This window comes from Aquisalimonas sp. APHAB1-3, from assembly GCF_048323695.1.
Classification (GTDB): domain Bacteria; phylum Pseudomonadota; class Gammaproteobacteria; order Nitrococcales; family Aquisalimonadaceae; genus Aquisalimonas.
In genome coordinates this window covers 771,699-789,702 of sequence record NZ_JBLWFT010000001.1, presented here as the reverse complement: position 1 = coordinate 789,702, position 18,004 = coordinate 771,699, and the positions used below count along the sequence as shown (strand labels likewise).

General features: G+C 64.9%; 18 protein-coding genes. 7 read left to right on the top strand and 11 right to left on the bottom strand.

Annotated elements, in window-relative coordinates; all coding sequences use genetic code 11:
- Positions 1-172 precede the first annotated feature (172 nt).
- Positions 173-1,402 (top strand): sensor domain-containing diguanylate cyclase, encoded by a 1,230-nt coding sequence (locus tag ACNSTU_RS03670; RefSeq protein ID WP_290631145.1) that lies wholly within the window; start codon positions 173-175, stop codon positions 1,400-1,402.
- An 8-nt stretch (positions 1,403-1,410) separates the two neighbouring features.
- On the opposite strand, the gene ACNSTU_RS03665 is transcribed toward ACNSTU_RS03670, so the two are convergent.
- A complete protein-coding gene (locus ACNSTU_RS03665) occupies positions 1,411-2,874 on the bottom strand; it encodes a ferric reductase-like transmembrane domain-containing protein (RefSeq protein ID WP_290631147.1) in 1,464 nt (487 codons plus the stop codon).
- 110 nt (positions 2,875-2,984) lie between these two features.
- Between ACNSTU_RS03665 and ACNSTU_RS03660 the strand changes: the two genes are divergently transcribed.
- Together ACNSTU_RS03660 and ACNSTU_RS03655 are read left to right on the top strand one after the other, a co-directional pair.
- Positions 2,985-3,437 carry a YaiI/YqxD family protein gene (locus tag ACNSTU_RS03660; RefSeq protein ID WP_290631149.1) on the top strand — a complete coding sequence of 151 codons (453 nt, stop codon included), beginning with the start codon at positions 2,985-2,987 and terminating at the stop codon, positions 3,435-3,437.
- A gap of 143 nt (positions 3,438-3,580) precedes the next feature.
- Positions 3,581-3,721: a hypothetical protein gene (locus ACNSTU_RS03655; RefSeq protein WP_290631151.1), complete on the top strand. Its 141-nt coding sequence runs from the start codon at positions 3,581-3,583 to the stop codon at positions 3,719-3,721.
- A gap of 46 nt (positions 3,722-3,767) precedes the next feature.
- Here ACNSTU_RS03655 and ACNSTU_RS03650 read toward each other — a convergent pair whose 3' ends face one another.
- The 3 genes from ACNSTU_RS03650 to fdxA form a co-directional block, all read right to left on the bottom strand.
- On the bottom strand, positions 3,768-5,015 hold the full coding sequence (locus ACNSTU_RS03650) for a DEAD/DEAH box helicase (protein ID WP_290631153.1): 1,248 nt from the start codon (positions 5,013-5,015) through the stop codon (positions 3,768-3,770).
- Between the two features lie 229 nt (positions 5,016-5,244).
- Positions 5,245-5,838, bottom strand: a complete 594-nt coding sequence (locus ACNSTU_RS03645) for a 5-formyltetrahydrofolate cyclo-ligase (RefSeq protein WP_290631156.1) — start codon at positions 5,836-5,838, stop codon at positions 5,245-5,247.
- Between the two features lie 47 nt (positions 5,839-5,885).
- On the bottom strand, positions 5,886-6,209 hold the full coding sequence (gene fdxA / locus ACNSTU_RS03640) for a ferredoxin FdxA (protein ID WP_290631189.1): 324 nt from the start codon (positions 6,207-6,209) through the stop codon (positions 5,886-5,888).
- Positions 6,210-6,370: 161 nt separating this feature from the next.
- On the opposite strand from fdxA, the gene ACNSTU_RS03635 reads away from it, so the two are divergent.
- Together ACNSTU_RS03635 and ACNSTU_RS03630 are read left to right on the top strand one after the other, a co-directional pair.
- A complete protein-coding gene (locus tag ACNSTU_RS03635) occupies positions 6,371-6,664 on the top strand; it encodes a DUF2249 domain-containing protein (protein ID WP_290631158.1) in 294 nt (97 codons plus the stop codon).
- Positions 6,665-6,702: 38 nt separating this feature from the next.
- Positions 6,703-7,137, top strand: a complete 435-nt coding sequence (locus tag ACNSTU_RS03630; protein WP_290631160.1) for an RrF2 family transcriptional regulator — start codon at positions 6,703-6,705, stop codon at positions 7,135-7,137.
- On the opposite strand, the gene ACNSTU_RS03625 is transcribed toward ACNSTU_RS03630, so the two are convergent.
- Complete coding sequence (locus ACNSTU_RS03625; protein ID WP_290631162.1) at positions 7,138-9,252, bottom strand: 3'-5' exonuclease; 2,115 nt, start codon at positions 9,250-9,252, stop codon at positions 7,138-7,140.
- 10 nt (positions 9,253-9,262) lie between these two features.
- On the bottom strand, positions 9,263-9,640 hold the full coding sequence (locus ACNSTU_RS03620) for a response regulator transcription factor (protein ID WP_290631164.1): 378 nt from the start codon (positions 9,638-9,640) through the stop codon (positions 9,263-9,265).
- Positions 9,641-9,886: 246 nt separating this feature from the next.
- Between ACNSTU_RS03620 and ACNSTU_RS03615 the strand changes: the two genes are divergently transcribed.
- Complete coding sequence (locus ACNSTU_RS03615; RefSeq protein WP_290631166.1) at positions 9,887-10,120, top strand: hypothetical protein; 234 nt, start codon at positions 9,887-9,889, stop codon at positions 10,118-10,120.
- Here the strand turns inward: ACNSTU_RS03615 and ACNSTU_RS03610 are convergent, their stop codons facing one another.
- From ACNSTU_RS03610 to ACNSTU_RS03590, 5 genes are all read right to left on the bottom strand, one after another.
- On the bottom strand, positions 10,121-11,602 hold the full coding sequence (locus tag ACNSTU_RS03610) for a DUF294 nucleotidyltransferase-like domain-containing protein (RefSeq protein WP_290631168.1): 1,482 nt from the start codon (positions 11,600-11,602) through the stop codon (positions 10,121-10,123).
- Between the two features lie 3 nt (positions 11,603-11,605).
- Positions 11,606-12,625, bottom strand: coding sequence for a DUF294 nucleotidyltransferase-like domain-containing protein (locus tag ACNSTU_RS03605; protein WP_290631170.1), 1,020 nt, complete (start codon positions 12,623-12,625; stop codon positions 11,606-11,608).
- A 311-nt stretch (positions 12,626-12,936) separates the two neighbouring features.
- Positions 12,937-14,703, bottom strand: coding sequence for a sodium:solute symporter family protein (locus ACNSTU_RS03600; RefSeq protein ID WP_290631172.1), 1,767 nt, complete (start codon positions 14,701-14,703; stop codon positions 12,937-12,939).
- A gap of 12 nt (positions 14,704-14,715) precedes the next feature.
- Positions 14,716-14,988 (bottom strand): DUF4212 domain-containing protein, encoded by a 273-nt coding sequence (locus tag ACNSTU_RS03595; protein WP_091639375.1) that lies wholly within the window; start codon positions 14,986-14,988, stop codon positions 14,716-14,718.
- A 30-nt stretch (positions 14,989-15,018) separates the two neighbouring features.
- Positions 15,019-16,953: a DUF294 nucleotidyltransferase-like domain-containing protein gene (locus tag ACNSTU_RS03590; RefSeq protein ID WP_290631177.1), complete on the bottom strand. Its 1,935-nt coding sequence runs from the start codon at positions 16,951-16,953 to the stop codon at positions 15,019-15,021.
- Positions 16,954-17,212: 259 nt separating this feature from the next.
- Between ACNSTU_RS03590 and modA the strand changes: the two genes are divergently transcribed.
- Positions 17,213-18,004, top strand: coding sequence for a molybdate ABC transporter substrate-binding protein (gene modA / locus ACNSTU_RS03585; protein WP_290631179.1), 792 nt, complete (start codon positions 17,213-17,215; stop codon positions 18,002-18,004).

The following is an 18,004-nucleotide window of genomic DNA, read 5'->3' as shown; positions in this document are numbered from 1 at the left end:
CGGGATGTTGATTTATCGTGATTGGTAGCGAAGCGCGGGAGTATAACAATCGTCGGTACACCGTGCCCGTGGACGCGGCACGCGGGATGTGAACGGGTTGGAAGGAAGCCCGCCATGGGGGTGGTAGCCTACTCAGCTGACTGTTGACCCCCATCCCCTGGAGCACCGACCGTTGCACACCGTTATAGGCACTGCGCGCCTGCTGTCCGTCCCGTTGATGATTCTCATCGGCGCGCATGTGGCCCTGCCTCATGCTCAGGAGGCGCCCGAGGCCTTCCGGCTGTTGCTGCATCTCCTCCCCTATGCCGCCTGTGCGATCGCCGCCGGGCTTGGTGTCATGTTCGGTCAGGGCCGGGTTGTGGGCATGGCGTTATTGCTGGCGGTGGCGTACTGGAGTGTCACGGAGGTCAACGCGCTGTTGCCTGACAACCGGTTTGAAGCCGGAGTCCTGTTCACCGCGGCCACTACGCTTGTGCCCCTGAATCTGCTGCTCTTCACGCTGTTGCCCGAGCGAGGCGTGTTCACCCGCCATGCTTTGCTCCGGTTCCTGATCGTCGGGGTTCAGGCCGGATTCGTGATCTGGGTGATTGCCGCCGAGCGCAATGACGTGCTGCAGGCGCTGGCTTTCAATGCCCTGAATGCGGCCGTGCCCTGGTTGCATCTGTCGGATACCGCCGTGGCAGCGTTGGTCATTGGTGTCGCTGCAGTGCTGTGGGTGACGCATCGGCGGGGAACCCCCCTGGAGGCCGGCGCGGTGGTGATGATCGGCGCGCTTGCGTTGCTGTTCGGCCGGGCGGGGGTGACCGACGCACCGGAGGCGTATGCGGCGGCGGCGGCGGTGATTCTCCTGGCCAGTCTGGTGTTCAACACGCACTACATCGCCTACCGGGATGATCTCACCGGATTGCCCGCGCGCCGGGCCCTGAATCAGCGGTTGGCGGCCCTCGGGCGGAACTACGCCATCGCCATGCTCGATGTGGATCACTTCAAGAAGTTCAACGACACCCATGGCCACGACGTGGGCGATCAGGTGCTGAAGCTGGTGGCGGCCCGGATTCGTGCAGTCGGGGGCAGGGGCAAGGCGTATCGCTATGGCGGCGAAGAGTTCACCATCGTTTTTCCCGGCAAGACCGCAAAACAGGCCAAACCCTATCTGGAAGAGGTGCGTGAGACAATCGCCGCCTACAGGATGGTGCTGCGTGGGAGCGACCGACCTGATCAGAAGTCGGGCGAAAAGAAACGGGGCAGCGGCGGTTCGGCCCGCAAGGCCGTGCACGTGACTATCAGCATCGGCGTCGCCGAGCGCACCCGGGACACGCCCTCGGCCGAAGACGTGATCAAGGCGGCCGACGAGGCGCTCTACCGGGCGAAGAAAAAGGGCCGCAACCGGGTGGCCGCGTAACCACGGCGTCAGGCTCCGGCGAACCACATGATGCCGACGAGGATCACGGCTGCGGTCCCCAGTACGCCGTAGACGAGGCGCCGGGCGCTGCTGCGCCGGCCGCCCAGTGTGTAGCGGAACCGCTCGGCGATGACCTGGCTGGCCGGAACGCCGAAATCCGACAGCAGTGTCTCCTCCAGCGCATCAGTCATGGCCGGTGGGCCACAGAGGTAATAGACCGCTCCTGTACGTCGCTCTGCGGGAAGCACCGTCTCCAGCAGTGCCCGGTCGGGAACGCCGCGGTGGCCGGTCCACCCGTCGGGCGGCTCCGCGAGGACGTGGTGGACGGTCAGGGGGAGTGTCCCGGCCATGGCATCCAGCTCGTCGGCGTAGAGGATCTGACCTGCCGTGCGATTGCCCTGGATGACCGTGATCGGGCGGTCGGCGCCGTCATGCTGCAGCTGTCGCAACAGCGCCATGATGGGTGCCATGCCGACGCCACCGGCGACGAATACCAGCGCGCGGCCATCTTCCGGTTCAAGGGTGAAATGCCCGTAAGGCCCGTCCAGATAGGCGGGTGTGCCCGGGGGCACTTCGGCGATGCGGCCGGTGAAGTCTCCCGCTTCCTTGATGGTGAAAGCGACGCGCGGCCAGTCGGCGGGCGCCGAGCTGATGGAGAAAGGGTGCTCGGTCATGCGGAACAGCGGGCGTTCCAGCTTCAGCCAGGCGAACTGTCCTGCCCGGAAGGGCAGGGGCGTGCCGGGATGGCCACTCTTGCGGTCCGGTTCCAGCTCGATGGTCCAGGTCCGCTCGGCTTCCGGCCGCACGGCGGTGACCCGGTAGGGGTGGCGGCGCTGGCGCAGCGGGATGATCAGGTGTACGTGTACCAGCGAGGCGATGGCAACCAGTGCCGCGAGTATCCAGAAGCCGGCGAGCAGCCCGTCCTGGCTGTAACGGCCGGCTTCCAGGGTATGGTGCAGGCCGAACAGCGCGATCACCACGGCGCCGATCCCGTGACTCAGCCGCCAGGTCTCGTAACGCATGGGCAGGCCGTCCCGGGCGATGGCCATGAATACAAGCAGACCCAGTGCAATCCAGGCCAGCAGGCCGCTGAGACCCGGCAGTAGCGGCAGACTCAGCCAGGTGTGGGCGTCACGGTCCAGTGGCGCAGGCGCGCCCATGGGGAGTGTGTAGAGGAAGGGGTGCAGCAGTAAGAACGCGACCAGCACGTAGGCCATGATCTGGTGGAACTGCATGACCCGGTCCATGCCCATGCGCGCGGACAGGCCCTTGAAGCGCCCCGACAGGAGAAATTCCATCAGCAGCATGGCGAAACCCGACATGCCGAGGCCGGTGGCCAGATCGTCGCGCCAGGGGCGGGGTGTCAGCCCCTGGGCTGCGCCCAGGGCCATGGGCAGGAGGGCGAGTGCTGCATATCCGCCAAGCAGAGCCGCTGGCAAAAGCCACAGGGGTCGGACAGATGATCGGGGCATGACGACGGTCTCCCTCGAAAGCAGTACTGGACGAAAACCAGTATCATTCGGGGATTGTGGCAAGGGTTTGACGCAGGTCATGCCCGGCGTCGATGGAGAGGCTGCGCGATATGAAAATCTGGGTGGACGCGGACGCCTGTCCGGTGGTGGTGCGGGAGATTCTGTTCAAGGCGGCCGAGCGCACCGGGGTGCAGTTGACCCTGGTCGCCAATCAGCCGATACGGATACCCCGCTCGCCGGTGATCCATTTCCTGCAGGTGGCCGCGGGGTTCGACGTGGCGGATCACGAAATCGTGCGCCGGGTGGAGCCTGATGATCTCGTGGTGACGGGCGACATTCCATTGGCTGCGGAAGTCATCGAAGCAGGCGGTCATGCGCTGAGCCCGCGGGGCGAGTTGCATACGCGGGAGAACATCCGCTCGCGCCTGAATATGCGCGATTTCATGGACACCCTGCGCGCCAGCGGTGTGGATACCGGTGGTGCGCCGGCCATGAATCAGAAGGATCGGCAGGCGTTCGCGAACAACCTGGATCGGCTACTGACGCGGTATGCCCGCGGTTAACGGGTTCAGTTGCGGAACTCGTTGAAGAACGCGCGAGTCACCCGGCGGATGCAGGATGCCCTTGGTACCGGGCATGATCAGCGCGTGCGCCTGAATTGATCGCAGGGCGTCCTCGTAGTCTCCTCCCATGCCGGCAGTTCGCCGTGGGTGACATAGGTCAGGAACGCGTCCTCGATCACTTCGCCGTTCTCGATTTCGAAGTCGCCAAGCTCGAAGCGTTCCGTGTCGGCTCAGGCTGTGCCGGCGAGCAGGAGTACGGACACGGCGACCGCCGCTGGGCGTAAGGAGAGGCACTGCCGCCGGCTTCTGGCCGGCGGCAGCAGACGCGAGTTACCGGCTGTTTCCGGCACGCGAGTTGCGGGTCGATGCGCCACTGCGCGGGCGGCGGGGCGGCCGACCCTGGCTGTTGTTGCCGCGACCACGTTTCGGCGCGCTGGCAACACGCTTCTGGGGCTCGAAGCCCTCGTGGATCTCGGCCGGAATGTCCGTGTTCACCAGCTTGCGGATTCCGGCGAAGTCACGTGCCTCATCGGCGCAGACCAGCGAAACGGCATTGCCTTCCTGACCGGCGCGACCGGTGCGACCGATGCGGTGCACGTAGTCTTCCGGATTGGTGGGGATGTCGAAGTTGACCACATAGGGCAGGTGGTCGATGTCGATCCCCCGGGCAGCGACGTCCGTGGCGATCAGGGCGCGGACGTTGTGATGCTTGAACGCTTTCAGCGCCTTGTTGCGCGCGGCCTGGCTCTTGTTGCCATGGATAGCCGTGGAGCGGATGCCGTCCTGTTCGAGCTGCTTCGCCAGCTTGTCCGCACCGCGCTTGGTGCGGGTGAACACCAGAACCTGGCGCCAGTCGCCAGAGCCGATCAGGTGAGTCAGCAGCTCGCGCTTGCGCTCCGAGTCGACCATGAAGGCGCTCTGATCAACCGCGGCGGCGGCCGCGTTGCGCTGGGCCGTCTCGATGACTTCCGGCTGGTTCAGGAAGCGATTCGCAAGTTTGGTGATCGACGGCGAGAACGTGGCGGAGAACAGCAGCGTCTGGTGCTGTTTCGGCAGCGTCTTCACGATCCGCTCGATGGCCGGCAGAAAGCCCATGTCGAGCATGCGATCGGCTTCGTCCATGACCAGCATGTCGACGTTGTCGAGCTTGATGGTGCCGCGTTGCATGTGATCCATCAGGCGGCCGGGCGTGGCCACGAGAATGTCCGTGCCGCGCTCCAGGTCGCGAATCTGCGGGCCGATCCCGACGCCACCGTAGATGGCCGTGCACTTGAGCGGGAGATGCTTGCCATAGCTGCGCACGCTCTCGGTCACCTGAACCGCCAGTTCGCGGGTCGGGGTGAGCACCAGGGCGCGCACGCGGCGCGGCTTCTGCGGGCCCGCGGCCGTAAGCTTGTCGAGCAGCGGCAGCGTGAATGCCGCGGTCTTGCCGGTGCCCGTCTGGGCGCTGGCGAGCAGGTCTTTCCCGGCCAGGGCGCTGGGAATGGAGCGCGCCTGGATGGGAGAGGGCGTGTCGTAGCCTTGTTCTTTCACGGCACGCAGAAGATCGGCGCTGAGGCCGAGTTGATCGAATGACATCAAGATAGTTCCTGTTTTTGAACAGCCAGGGCTGGCGTTCCGGATGTATTCCGGATTGTGTGCTTATCGAGGAAAGACCCTGGCAGTAAAACAGTCCGCGATGAGCTGCGGGGACCGGCCACCTGGGGAACCGGCGCACGAGAGGTGCGGGAACAAGAGGGCGGGTACAACGCAGACGGAACCCTAACACGGATGTTGGGCCTGCGCCAGTGCTGCGGTGCAGTAAACGTCAGGCCTGGCGACGGGGTTCCAGCAGACGCTCTTCCGTGGCGATGATGTCCACGGGGCGGTCGTGGGGTTCCAGCGGGAGTTCCGGCACGATCTGGCACTCGAACGCAAGCGCGATTGTCGTATACACCGTATTGGCCGCAAGCCAGCGATCGTAGTAGCCGCGGCCGTGACCGATGCGCCCGCCCTGCTCCGTGAAGCCGACGCCCGGGATGATGGCGACGTCGAACGGCCCGGTGGCCGACGTGTCGTCGCGCGGCGAGAGGATGCCCCAGCGGCCGGTCTCCAGATCACCCCAGCCGGTCATGGGCACGGCGCGGATTGTGTGGGCATCCATGATGCGGGGGATGGCGATGCTCCGGTCGTCCGCAAGCAGTGCGTCGATAATGCCGTGGGTATCCACCTCGGTGTCGAATGAGACGAAGGTGAATAACCGCCGGGCGGCCGCAACCGCCGGATGGGCCAGGAGCCGCTGGCGGATGCGTCGGCTGCGTTCCTCGCGTTGCGCCGGGGACAGCGCCGCTCGGCGCGCGAGCGCTGCCTCCCGCACGGCACGTTTGCAGTCGTTGACGGGATCGGATGCCTGCTCAGTCATGCCGCTTTTCTATCCGATCGGCCGGCGCCTTGCAAATCGACCCGTGCTCACCGCTCAAGGTACGGCAGTTTATTGGGTTTGCCGTCCCACTCTTCGGCGTCTTCGGGCGGGTCTTTCTGCTCGGTGATCACGGGCCACTGCTGGGCGAGCTCGGCGTTGAGTTCGAGGAAGTGACTCATCTCGTCGGGCAGATCATCCTCGGAGTAGATGGCCTCGGCGGGGCATTCAGGCTCGCACAGGGTGCAGTCGATGCACTCGTCCGGGTCGATGGCCAGAAAGTTCGGCCCCTCGTGGAAGCAATCCACCGGGCAGACTTCCACGCAATCGGTGTACTTGCACTTAATGCAGTTATCCGTGACGACAAAGGTCATGGTGCGCTCCAGGGGGTGTTGGTCGGGCGGTTCGTCCAGCGTAGACTGGTCAATGATGGATATCATATACATTTAACAAGCGCCAACCAAAGACCGGCATCGCATAAGCGTATGCTGCTGGTGCTCCGGCAGGCCCGCCGGTACCATTCGCGGAGTTTTTCGTGAAGGCTGGCACAGACATGGTGAATGAATCGCAGCGTCCGGCAGCCCACCGTCAGTACAGCGCGGTGCTTGATCTGCGCGTCCACGATCCTCGGGAGCGCCTCCCGCTGCTCGAGATGACGCTTTCGGTACTGCAGCCGGGGGAGGATGTCTTACTGATCGCGGGCACGGAGCCACAGCGGCTGCTGGATCACCTGCAGAGCCATTACAGTGAACGGTTCGATTGGGAGGCCGTCCAGTGGGGGCCGGAGCTGTGGCAGCTGCGGCTTGTCCGCGGCCCGTCGGGCGCGTGAGTATTCAGAGACGGGTTGAGGTTGGGGTATCCTGAGGCATGGAACTGACTTATCACACGGATTACGGCCTGCGCGTGCTGATGTATGCCGGTGCGCACCGCGATCGGCGCGTGACCATGCGCGAGATTGCGCAGTCTTACGATATCTCCCTGGAACACCTCCGCAAGGTGGTCCATCGGCTGGCCCAGCACGGGTACCTCATTACCACCAAAGGGCGGGCAGGGGGGCTGACGCTGGGCGCACCGCCGGAGACCATGCGCATCGGGGATATCGTGCTCGCCATGGAGGAGTCCATGGCCATCATGGACTGCAACCGCCAGCCCTGTCCGCTGTGCGGGGGCTGCTCCCTGAAGGCCGTCCTGGAGAGTGCGCGCACCGCCTTCATTGACCAGCTCAATACGTTCACGCTGCAGGACGTGCTCGGGGACACCACGACGTTTGGTCAGCTCCAGCGGCTGACACAGTCCGCCTGATTACATGTGGCGTGATGTGGAGACCATGGCCGAGCGGTGACGGATCTGCGCGGCCATGTTCGAGGCTTTCATGACCTCGCCAAAGGTATCCAGCCCCTTCGCCTCCAGCCGGTCGATCAGCCGCACCAGCAGTTCCGCCGTGCCCAGGGTGTCGCCCAGCGCCGTATGGCGGCCACTGATGGTGATCCCGTAGCGGTCACACAGCGCGTCCAGGGAGTGATCCTCCTCCTCGCCGTCGAGCATGGATGACAGCAGCAGGGTATCGAGCAGCGGGTTGTCGAACTCCACGCCCGCTTCGCCCTGTCGCAGGCTGATGAACTTCATGTCGAACGCGGCGTTGTGGGCGACCATGACGGCGTCCCCCACGAACGCCTTGAACTGGGGCAGCACCACCTGGATCTCGGGTTTGTCCTCCACGTCGGCATCCGTGATGCCATGGAACCGTGTCGAGGCCTGCGGAATCGTCCGGCCGGGATTGACCAGCCGCTCGAAGGTCTCGCCGGTAAGCACGCGGTGCTTGACGACCCGGACTCCGGCGATGGAGATGATCTCGTCGCCCCCGGTCGGGTCGAGGCCGGTCATCTCGCAGTCGAACACCACGAACGACAGATCCCGCAGCGGTGTGGCGGCAAGCTCCTCGTCGCCGGCGTGCCTACGCATGAGTCCGAAATCGTAGAACTCGGGGCGGGCGGGCAGGCGGCGCGGCTCCGGGAGAAACTGTGGCCGGTTCGGTGCCGGCAGCGGCAGCCGCACGATCGCCTGGTGCTCCTGGCGCCCGCCCTGGCTCCACGGTTCGCAGTCGTGTCGCTCCAGTACCTCACGCATGCGCGGCCCGCTGGTGTCGTCATCACAGGGTGTATCCAGCCAGCGCTCCAGCACTTCGGCCGACAGCGGCTTGCCACGCCAGCGGACATCCAGGTACACGGCCTGGTCGGCGAGCAGGGACTCGATGTCGAACTCGGTGGCACCGGTCTCGGTATGGACGGCGCGGATGAGGCATTCCAGGGCCTGCATGAGCGACAGGCTGTCGCCGTGCAGCCACAGGGGCATGCCGACCAGGTTGATCTTCGCCGCGGCGAGGTCCGTGAGACGCTCCTGAACACAGCTCACGAGATCACTGGTGTAGATGTCCGCCATGGGCCAGCGGCCGAGTAGCTGGCCACGGATCTCTTGTCCGAGCTCCTCGACCCGGCTGCTCAGTGACTCGCTCTCCCGGAGGATGACGTCATCGAAGGAGCGGCGTTCGTCCGGATCCATGTCGGGGTAGCTGGTGATGGTTTCCGCTGCGGCGCGCACGTTGCCCACGATGCCGCGCAGGTCGCGGGTCAGGGCCAGGCGGATGGCGTCCCCGCGGGCGAGCAGGGCGACGTCGTCCGAGATGTCCACCAGCGTGATCAGGTGGCCGGTGATGGCATCCTGGTTGTCCAGGATCAATGCCATGCGGGCGTGCAGCATCTGCCGGGAGTCGGCGCTGCTGCACACGAACGGTGCCGTGAGCTCGGAGCCTGACGCCGCGCCGGCGGCGTGGTGCCGCTCCAGGCGCTCCAGGGTGTGCTGGACGGGAGCCCGGGAGAGGATGTTGAAAAGGGGTCGCCCGAGGCCGATGGTCTCCGGCAGGTCGAGAATGGAGACCGCGGCGTTGTTGTAGAGCAGGATCTGATTCTGCCGGTTGCACACCAGCACACCCTCGCTGAGACTCTGCAGGATGACTTCCAGCCAGGTCTTTTGCTCCTCCACCCGCTCAGTGGCATCGTTCATGGCCTTGCGGATCTCGCCCCGCGACTGTTTCAGCGCCTCCGCCAGCTCGGCGGTGACGTCGGGCAGGCTGCCCAGGGCGTGATGGCGGGGCAGGGGCAGCCCCTGCTCCGGGGAGCGGGATTCCAGCAGCGCGCGGATACCACGGATAAGTTTGCGCGACGGGCGCATGATCAGGCGGTCCAGGACAAACCACGCCACCATGATCAGCGCCGCGGCTCCGGCGCCTCCCGCCAGCGCCGCGACGGTGGCGATGTCACTTCCGGCGGGTGCAACCAGATGAACGGTGACGGCGACCAGCGTGGCCGATGCCAGTGCCAGGGCGGCGAAAATCAGGGCCAGCAGGTGCCGCGGATGCATCGTTGCCTCGTCATGCTGCGGCGACGGGCAGAAGATCCCTCGCCCGTTGCAGCAGGTCCCGGGTCGAGAACGGTTTGCTGATGTAGTCGTCGGCGCCCGTGGCGAAGCCCTTCTCGGCGTCGATGGAGCGTCCGCGGGCCGTCAGCATGATGATGCGCGTATCGGCGCAGGCGGGCATGCCGCGCAGCTCCTCGCAGATCTGGTAGCCGTTGCGGCCCGGCAGCATGACGTCCAGGAGAATGAGGTCCGGGGCTTCCTGCTGCACGGCGGCAATGGCTTCGCTGCCATCCTGCGCGACCCGGACGCGGTACCCTTCGGCTTTCATGAGAAAGCGCAGCGACAGAATGATATTCGGCTCATCGTCCACGATGAGGACGGACTGGTCCATAGGGTTTCTCCTCCTCTGGGCCGGATGCGACGTGGGCTCCGGCTCTTGTTCAGACGGAAAAGTTACCATAACGATCGATTTGTTTCATCGGTCACCGCGTCGGTGTCGGCGTTTGAATCCTGACGTGGAATGTCGACATGAACAGACCGGTTTCAGCGTAATGAAATGCCTGGCGAATCGTCTTGAAGAAGAAAGGGCCCATAATTAACATGAACCACCAATCCGCGAGCGGGAATGAGAAGCCTCATGAGTGATGGAGTCGACGTCGGGAAGATCTCCACGGATCCGTGGCTGCGTCTGATGATGAAAATCGGGATTCCGCTTGCGGTCATCAGCATCATCGCGCTCTGGAGCGGGCAGCTGATGGGCATTCCGGGCCTGTTCGTCCTGTTTGTGGTGACCGGCGGGCTGACGCTGGCCATCGGCCTCGCCTACAACATCCGCTTCGTGCTCCTGGCCTACCGCAAGGCCCGGGAGTAGTTAGCCGGGCCCGGCGACGTCTGTCCCGACGAGATCCCGTGCCAGGCGTTTGACCATTCCCTGCACCGACTTCAGGCTCGTCACCAGCGTGTCCTGCTCAGACGATGTGAGTGAACCCGGCGTGATGTGCTTGCCGGGTGGCGCTTCCCGGGCCAGGTCGTCCAGTTGGCGTCGGAAGATCAGGCCGGCGATGAACTCGTGGGCGTTCTTCAGTGCCGTGACGTCGCCGCTCGATAGGACGTTTGCATCCGCCAGGGCGTCCAGCCGGTCACGGGTCGCGAAAGCGGTGATACCGTGTGCCGTGGCGTAAAGCCGGGCGACCTCAACGATCGGCATCAGGCCGAGCCGCTTGAGGTCCAGTTCACCCGGATGGGCACTGTCCTCGGACTCCGTGATCAGCCGGTCGAACCAGCCGAGGCCGACGCCCCGCGTTGACTCGTTCAGCGTCAGCGCGCGCACGTAGCTCCGGGATGCGGCGAACTGTTGCACCAGGTATTCCCGGAGCGCCTCCGCAAGCTCCCGGTCACCGGCCACACAGCGGCAGTCGAGCAGGATGTTGCTCTGCAGAAAACCCGTTTCGGTGCGGCGGCGCAGCCAGCCGCGGATCTGCGCCTGCCACTGCGGCAGGGTCTTGCGCCAGAGCGGGTTCGTGGCCATGACGTGGCCCTTGCACAACGGGACTCCGGCCGCGTCCAGGGATCGCGTGGTACGCCGTGCGAGCTCGATGAAGTAGCGGTCGACCTGGCCGTGGTCCTGGTCGGGATAGTCGGCGATGACAAAGCCGTTGTCCTGATCGGGGTCAAGAAAGCTCTCGGTGCGCCCCGCAGAGCCCATGACGATCATGGAGAACGCCACCGGCGGACGGCCCCAGCCATCTTCTGCCATGGCGTCCATGGCCATGTCCAGGGCACGGGCGTGGAGGTCGTCGTTGAGACTGGCAAGCATCTGCTGCATCGCGGCGGCCGATGCGCCTTCACCTGCCATTCCGCCAATGATGTGCGCCTGACCGTCCCGGCAGCGGCGCAGCCCCTGGTTGGTCGGGGGGGCGGTCACGGCGGATAGCCTCTGCAGTGCGGCGGGGAGGCCGTGTGCCAGTGCGGCCTGGGCGTCGAACAGGCCCTGAAGTCGGTCGGATGCGTCGACTACGGGCGCCCATCGCTCTCGCTGCACCTGCAGTTCGGCCAGGGCGCGATAGGCGGGCATGGCCGTGGTCGCGATCAGAGCCGGGCGACTCATGACGTCCTCCACGGCGGTATCGGCGGGAACCCGGCAGGCGACCCGGCGGATCACGTCAGCCCGGGTCAGCAGGCCCTGGATCCGCTGGTCGCGGTCGACGATGATGGCGCAGCCCTGGCCGGTGTCGGCAAGCTGCTGCACGGCGAAGCCACAGCGCGTGCCGCGCTGTAGCCGGCAGAGTGCCGGGCCCATTAGGTCACCCACCGAACTCTGGAAGACGCTGAGATAGGGCACGGAGAACGTCATGGGTCATACCCCCTGTGCGAGCGCGTGCTGGGCCTGGCGGATCACCGTGAGTGACGCGCGTAGATGGCGTCGTTCCAGCCCCCCCAGGCGCTTCGGCCGGATCTCGTTCGTGGGGGACGCGCCGGAGCGGAGCTGATCTGCGAGCAGGCGTGCACGCAGGTCCGACACCGAGGCGAATGCCGTGCCCAGGTCGCTGGCGCTGGCGGCGGAGATGACTCCGGCGTCGCGGGCGGCATGGATGCGATCCGCAGTGGACAGGGCCGTCGTGCCCGCCTCCAGGGCATGGGACAGCGCCAGTTGCGAGATGGGCAGCAGGGCCTGGTGCTTGAGGCTCAGGGTGCCACGGAGTGCCCCGCGCTGCTGAAGGCGGAAACGGCCGAAGGTGCCGACGCCGGAACGGCTGCGCAGGGCGTTCTGTTTGACGCGTGCCAGGAATAGCCGGTTGGCGCGCGCTTCGGCCAGAGCGTCCTGGCGCACCTCCTCAAGCAGCCGCGCGTCGCCGTGCACGCAGCGCAGATCGAAGTAGTGCGATGCCAGCATTACCGAGCGCGTGTCCGGCCGGCGGATGATGGCGGCGAAGGCGTCGCGCCAGCCAGAGGCCGTGCGGCGCCATTCCGCATTGTGCGGGCCCACGCCACCGGAGCAGTGGCTGATGCCGCATGCGGAGAGTCCGTCGGTCACCATGGTGCCCAGGCGGGCGAACCAGTCGTCGGCGCCATCGGGCACGCCGTCCGCGATGATCAGGGCATTGTCCTGATCGGTGTGGACCGTCTGTTCCTGGCGCCCCTGGGAGCCGCACGCCAGCCATGCGTACGGGCCCGGCGGACTACCGAGTTCCGTTTCGGCGAGCGCGATCAACCGGCAGGTGAGGGCATCAATCAACCACGTCATGAGCCGGCCCTGCTGCACGCCTGCGAGACCGGCATCCACCAGGCGGCACTGGATCTGTGGCAGCCTGCCTGCGGTTGCCGCAATGGCACTCATGCTGCCGGCTGCGTCTACATCCGCCAGGAATCTTCGCATGCCCGTCCTCGTGACAGAGCCTTTAAAGGCAACTGGTTGCCGAAGTCCATGGTGGACCTGAAGGTCCACCCTACGCCGGTTACGTCGCCGTTCCCCGTTCCCCGGTGTCCCGGCACCCGGCACCCGGCACCCGGCACCCCGCACCCGGTATGCAGTGTCGGGCGTAGGTTGGACCTTCAGGTCCAACACCCCGGACAAAAAAAGGCCCGCCAGGGGCGGGCCTTCCGTTCTGATGCCCCGGCCAGGGTGTGGCTGTGCCGATGCCGTCATCGTAGCACTCCACACCCCGTCTGGCCGGGAGCGTGTCCGGGTCAGTCGGCCCGGGGCACGCGCACGCTTTCCACGAGCTCCTGGATCTCCTGCGGCGGCGGCGTGGTCATCTTCGCCACGATGATGGCCACCGTGAAGTTGATCAGCGCACCGATGGCACCGAAGGAGCCGGTGTTGATGCCAAACAGCCAGTACTCCTGGGAGTCCGGCAGCATGGCCGTTCCCGGGAAGAAGAACCAGCCTTTGTAGATGAAGATATACAGGGCCGTGGAGCCGAGGCCTGCCAGCATGCCGGCGATGGCGCCCGCCTTGTTCATCTTCCGGTAGAAGATGCCGAGCATCAGGGTCGGGAACAGGCTTGCTGCCGCGAACCCGAATGCCAACGCCACCACCTCTGCCGCGAACCCTGGTGGATTCAACCCGAGGTAGCCGGCAAACAGAATGGCACCAGCCATGCTGAGCCGGGCGGCAAGCATTTCTCCTTTCTCCGAGATGTGAGGCATCATCACGCCCTTGAGCAGGTCGTGGGAGATGGCGGACGAGATGGCCAGCAACAGACCTGCCGCCGTGGACAGGGCCGCGGCGATGCCGCCGGCTGCCACCAGGGCGATCACCCAGTTGGGCAGGTTGGCGATACCCGGCGTGGCGAGAACGATGATGTCACGGTCCAGCGTGGTGACCTCGTTGCCCTCCCAGCCCCATTCTTCCTCGGCCATCTGGGCGAACTCTTCGTTCTCATCGTTGTAGTACTGGATCCGGCCGTCCTCGTTCTTGTCCTCGAATGCGAGGAGCCCGGTTTCCTGCCAGCGTTCTGTCCACTGCGGCATTTCCTCGAGCAGGACGTTGCCTTCCGGATCGCCGACTTCGCCCGGCTGCATCGTGTTTATGAAGTTCCACATGGACATGGCGCCCACGGCCGGAGCAGTGGTGTACAGAAGGGCGATGAACACCAGGGCCCAGCCGGCGGATTTCCGCGCATCGCGGATCCGCGGCACCGTGAAGAACCGCACGATGACGTGGGGCAGACCAGCTGTACCGATCATCAGCGACAGTGTGAGCAGGAACATGTTGGTCATGCTCATGCCCGCCACCCCGGTGTAGGGATCAAAGCCGAGATCGACCAGGGTCTGGTCCAGTGCTTCCAGCAGGTACCGGTTTTCGCCGGCCAGTTCCGAGCCGAGGCCGAGCTGCGGCAGCGGGTTGCCGGTGAGCTGGAAGGCGATGAACACCGCCGGCACGGTATAGGCGAAGATCATCACGCAGTACTGGGCGATCTGCGTGTAGGTGATCCCCTTCATGCCCCCGAACACCGCATAGATGAACACGATCACCATGCCCGAGATCAGCCCGGCGGTGAGCGGCACGTTCAGGATGTTGGAGAACGCGATGCCGACACCACGCATCTGGCCGATAACGTAGGTGATCGAGATCACCAGCAGCGAGATTACGGCGATGATCCGGGCCGCCTTGGAATAGAAGCGGTCACCGATGAACTCCGGCACCGTGAACTTGCCGAACTTGCGCAGGTACGGTGCAAGGAGCAGGGCCATGAGGACGTAGCCGCCCGTCCAGCCCATCAGGTAGGCGCCCCCGGTGTAGCCCAGGAACGCGATGAGGCCCGCCATGGAGATGAAGCTCGCGGCGGACATCCAGTCGGCGGCCGTCGCCATGCCGTTGGCGATCGGGTTGACCCCCTTGCCGGCAACATAGAATTCGGCAGTGCTGCCGGTTCGGGCCCAGATGGCAATGCCGATATAAAGGGCAAAGGTCATGCCCACGACAATTAGGCTGAGAACTTGCAAACTCATTGTGATTGCCCCTTATTCTTCGTCGACATTGAATTCTTTATCAAGCTTGTTCATACGCCAGGCGTAGAAAAAGATGATAATGAGGAAGGTATAAATCGAGCCCTGCTGGGCGAACCAGAAGCCCAGGGGATACCCGCCAATGGAGAAGTTATTAAGGGCAGGCCCAAGCACGATGCCGAGGCCGAAAGACACAATCGCCCAGACGGCAAGGCAGCCGCCGATTATCTGCAGGTTCTTGCGCCAGTACGCACTTCTTTCTTTTTGAAGATCTGTCTGTTCTGACATGGTTTCTCCTCCTGTGGTGATGCAGCTTTCCTAAAGCTGATAATCGCTTTCGATTCTGTTTTGTAACGTTCTTGCTTCCCTGAATGCTTCCTTCAGAATACGGCGGTCGAGATCGTTGAGTTCGCTCGGGTCCACACGATTGCTGAGTGGCTCGCCTGCGGCGCGCTGTTGCTGGTTTTTCCGCATCCGCAGCATCTGTATATAATCGTACGCTTCCGACCAAGCCGCCACGTCGCCCGGATCAACGATCCGCGCCTCGGCGGCCATGCGCAGGCGTTCCATCGTATTGATGGCCGGCAGCCGGTGGGCCAGGGCCAGGATGCGCGCCGCATCGACGAAGGGTGTGACGCCGTTGAGCTTGAGGTTCAGGGTGTTGCGGTATTCCCCGCGGGAACTGACCCGGAACGACCGGAACAGGCCCAGTGGCGGACGCAGCTGCAGCGCGTTGGCGGCGAGCTGGCGGCGGAAACGGCTGTTGCCGGCGGTCTTGTCAAGTAGCCAGTGGCGCAGGCGCTCGGCGTCCTCGGTTGAGCCGTCGATGGTGCGGAAATCGAAGAAGATCGATGCCTGCAGCAGATGTTTCGGCGTGCCCTGTTCGATCCAGCGGGTGAACCGCTGCTGCCACTCTTCCAGGCTCAGGCAGCACTCCGGGTTGCTCGCCATGATGTTGCCCTTGCAAAGCGGGTAGCCGCACTGGTCCAGGGCCTCGTTTACCTGCCGGAAAAACGGCGTCAGCGCGGCACGGACCTCGTCCGGCGTGCTCCCTTCGGGGGTGCGGAAGATCACGCCGTTGTCCTGGTCGGTCTTCAGCGTCTGTTCCTGACGCGCCTCGCTGCCGAAGGCAATCCAGGAATAGGAGACCGCCGGCAGGTCTTCCGCATCGCGGGTGCAGAGCTCGAGAATGCGCCGGGTGATCTGATCGTTGAGCAGGGTGATGATCTGGGTGATCTGCCCGACCCGGGCCCCCTGGGCGATCATCTGGTCCACCAGCTGGTGGATGTCGTCGCGCAGTCGGGCCAGCTCACGTACGCTGTCTGCGCGGGCAATGCTCTTGCTGAGATTGACCAGACCGACGCGCTGCATCGAGAACAGGTCGCGCTCGGAAATCACGCCCACCAGTCGCCCGCGATCAACAACGCAGATGTGGTGGATGGCCTTGTCGGCCATGATCATGGCCGCCTCGAAGGCGAAGCTCGAGCGGGGGATGCAGACCGGGTTCGGTGTCATCACGTCCTGCATCGGCAGATCAAGTGACGCCCCCGGAATCGATACCCGTGTGAGCAGGTCCCGCAGCGTGAACACGCCCAGCGGGCGCGCTCGATCATCCGTGACCACGATGCTGCCCACGTGGCGCTCCTGCATGCGCTCAAGCGCGGTACGCACGGGCGTGTCCGCCTCGCAGGTCACCGGCGGCCGCCGCAGGCGTTCGCCAAGGGTGATGTTCAGCGAAGTGTCGCCGCCAAGGCCGCGCAGCGCGTCCGCCTGGACTTCGCGTTTCATGGAGTTCAGCAGAACCGACAGCCGGTGGGTGCTGAAATCGTTGAAGACCCGCGACGTCTCCAGGAGCTCGTTGAAATCCTCCCATTCCAGTTCGAAGCATTCCGTGTCCTCGGCTGCTTCGTGCACAGTGCGCACAGGACGGCGGGAGAGGAGTGCACCAACCGGGAAACACTCGCCAGGCATCAGTTCCCAGGTATCACTGTCTGCGGCGTGCGGTTCGTCGGCGACACCACCGCGGACCCGTCCCTTGTGAACGATGAACAGGCGAGCGGCGGGGCCGCTGCCGGGCTCGACCACGCGGGTGCCGGTGGGGTAGTGCTTGAGCTCCAGCCGCAGTGCCATCTTCTGGACGTCCTGACGTTCCATGCGGTCGAACGGTGGATGGCGACGCAGGAAATCCACCACCGGGGAGAGTTCATCCCCATGGTTCGATTGTCCCGCGCTGGTGTGCTGATCTCTGCTCACGGCATTCTCTGCGCCGCTGGAATGTGTCACTGATTCAATGCACAACCGGTGCCAGCAGGGAGTGGCTGTCAAATCAAGGTGTTAGCGGGCGGCAACAGAGTGCAATGTGTTACCTCGGGTAACGGTTTGTGGTGCAAGGTAACGATACGGCCGGTTTCGGGAAATGCAGTAACACGTGTGCTGATCGACAGTGCGAGAAAGCCGATTCGGGCATACTCGTGGCGACAAGCGATTGGGCAATCAGGGGAACGGGAGCGGCATGGGTGCGAGACGAACACACCTGCTGGTGGCGCTGGGCCTGAGTCTGGCCATCGGCAGCACGGGGGCGCTTGCCCAGGACAGCGTGCGTGTGGCGGCGGCGTCCAGCATGCAGTACGCCATGAAGGATCTCGTGGCCACGTTCGAGCGCACCAGCGATGCGCGGGTGCGTGTCGCGTTCGGGGCCTCCGATGCGTTGGCGGGGCAAATTCGCAGGGGCGCCCCGTATGCGGTGCTCCTGGCCGCGGATGAACGTGCCATCCAGCGCCTGGCCGAGGACGATGTAATCGGCGACGACGGTGAGTTGTACGCCGCCGGCGGGCTCTCTCTGTTCGTTCGACAGGGTGCACCCCTGCGCGCTGCCAATGGTCTGGAAGGGCTCGCGGCCGCCCTGGATGGCAAACGGCTTGGACGCATGGCCATTGCGGATCCCGGTGCTGCGCCCTATGGGCGGGCCGCCCGGGACGTGCTGCGCGAGATCGATCTGTGGAGCAGCATGCAGGCGCATGTTGCCGTGGCCGAAAACGCCGCGCGGGCCGCGCGAATGGCCAACGATGGCCCGGCGCAGGCGGGGCTGATTCCCACTGCCCTGGCCGGACAGCGGAGCCTGCAGGAGCGGGGCAGTGCGCAGCCGGTGCCGGCCGAGCTGCACGACCCCATTAATCACCGCATGGTGCTGCTGAACGGCGACGGCGATGATGGGCCGGCTGAAGCCTTCTACATGTTTGTGCTCAGCGATGAGGGGCAGGCGATCCTTCAGGATCACGGTTTCGAAGCGCCCCCCGGGGACTGA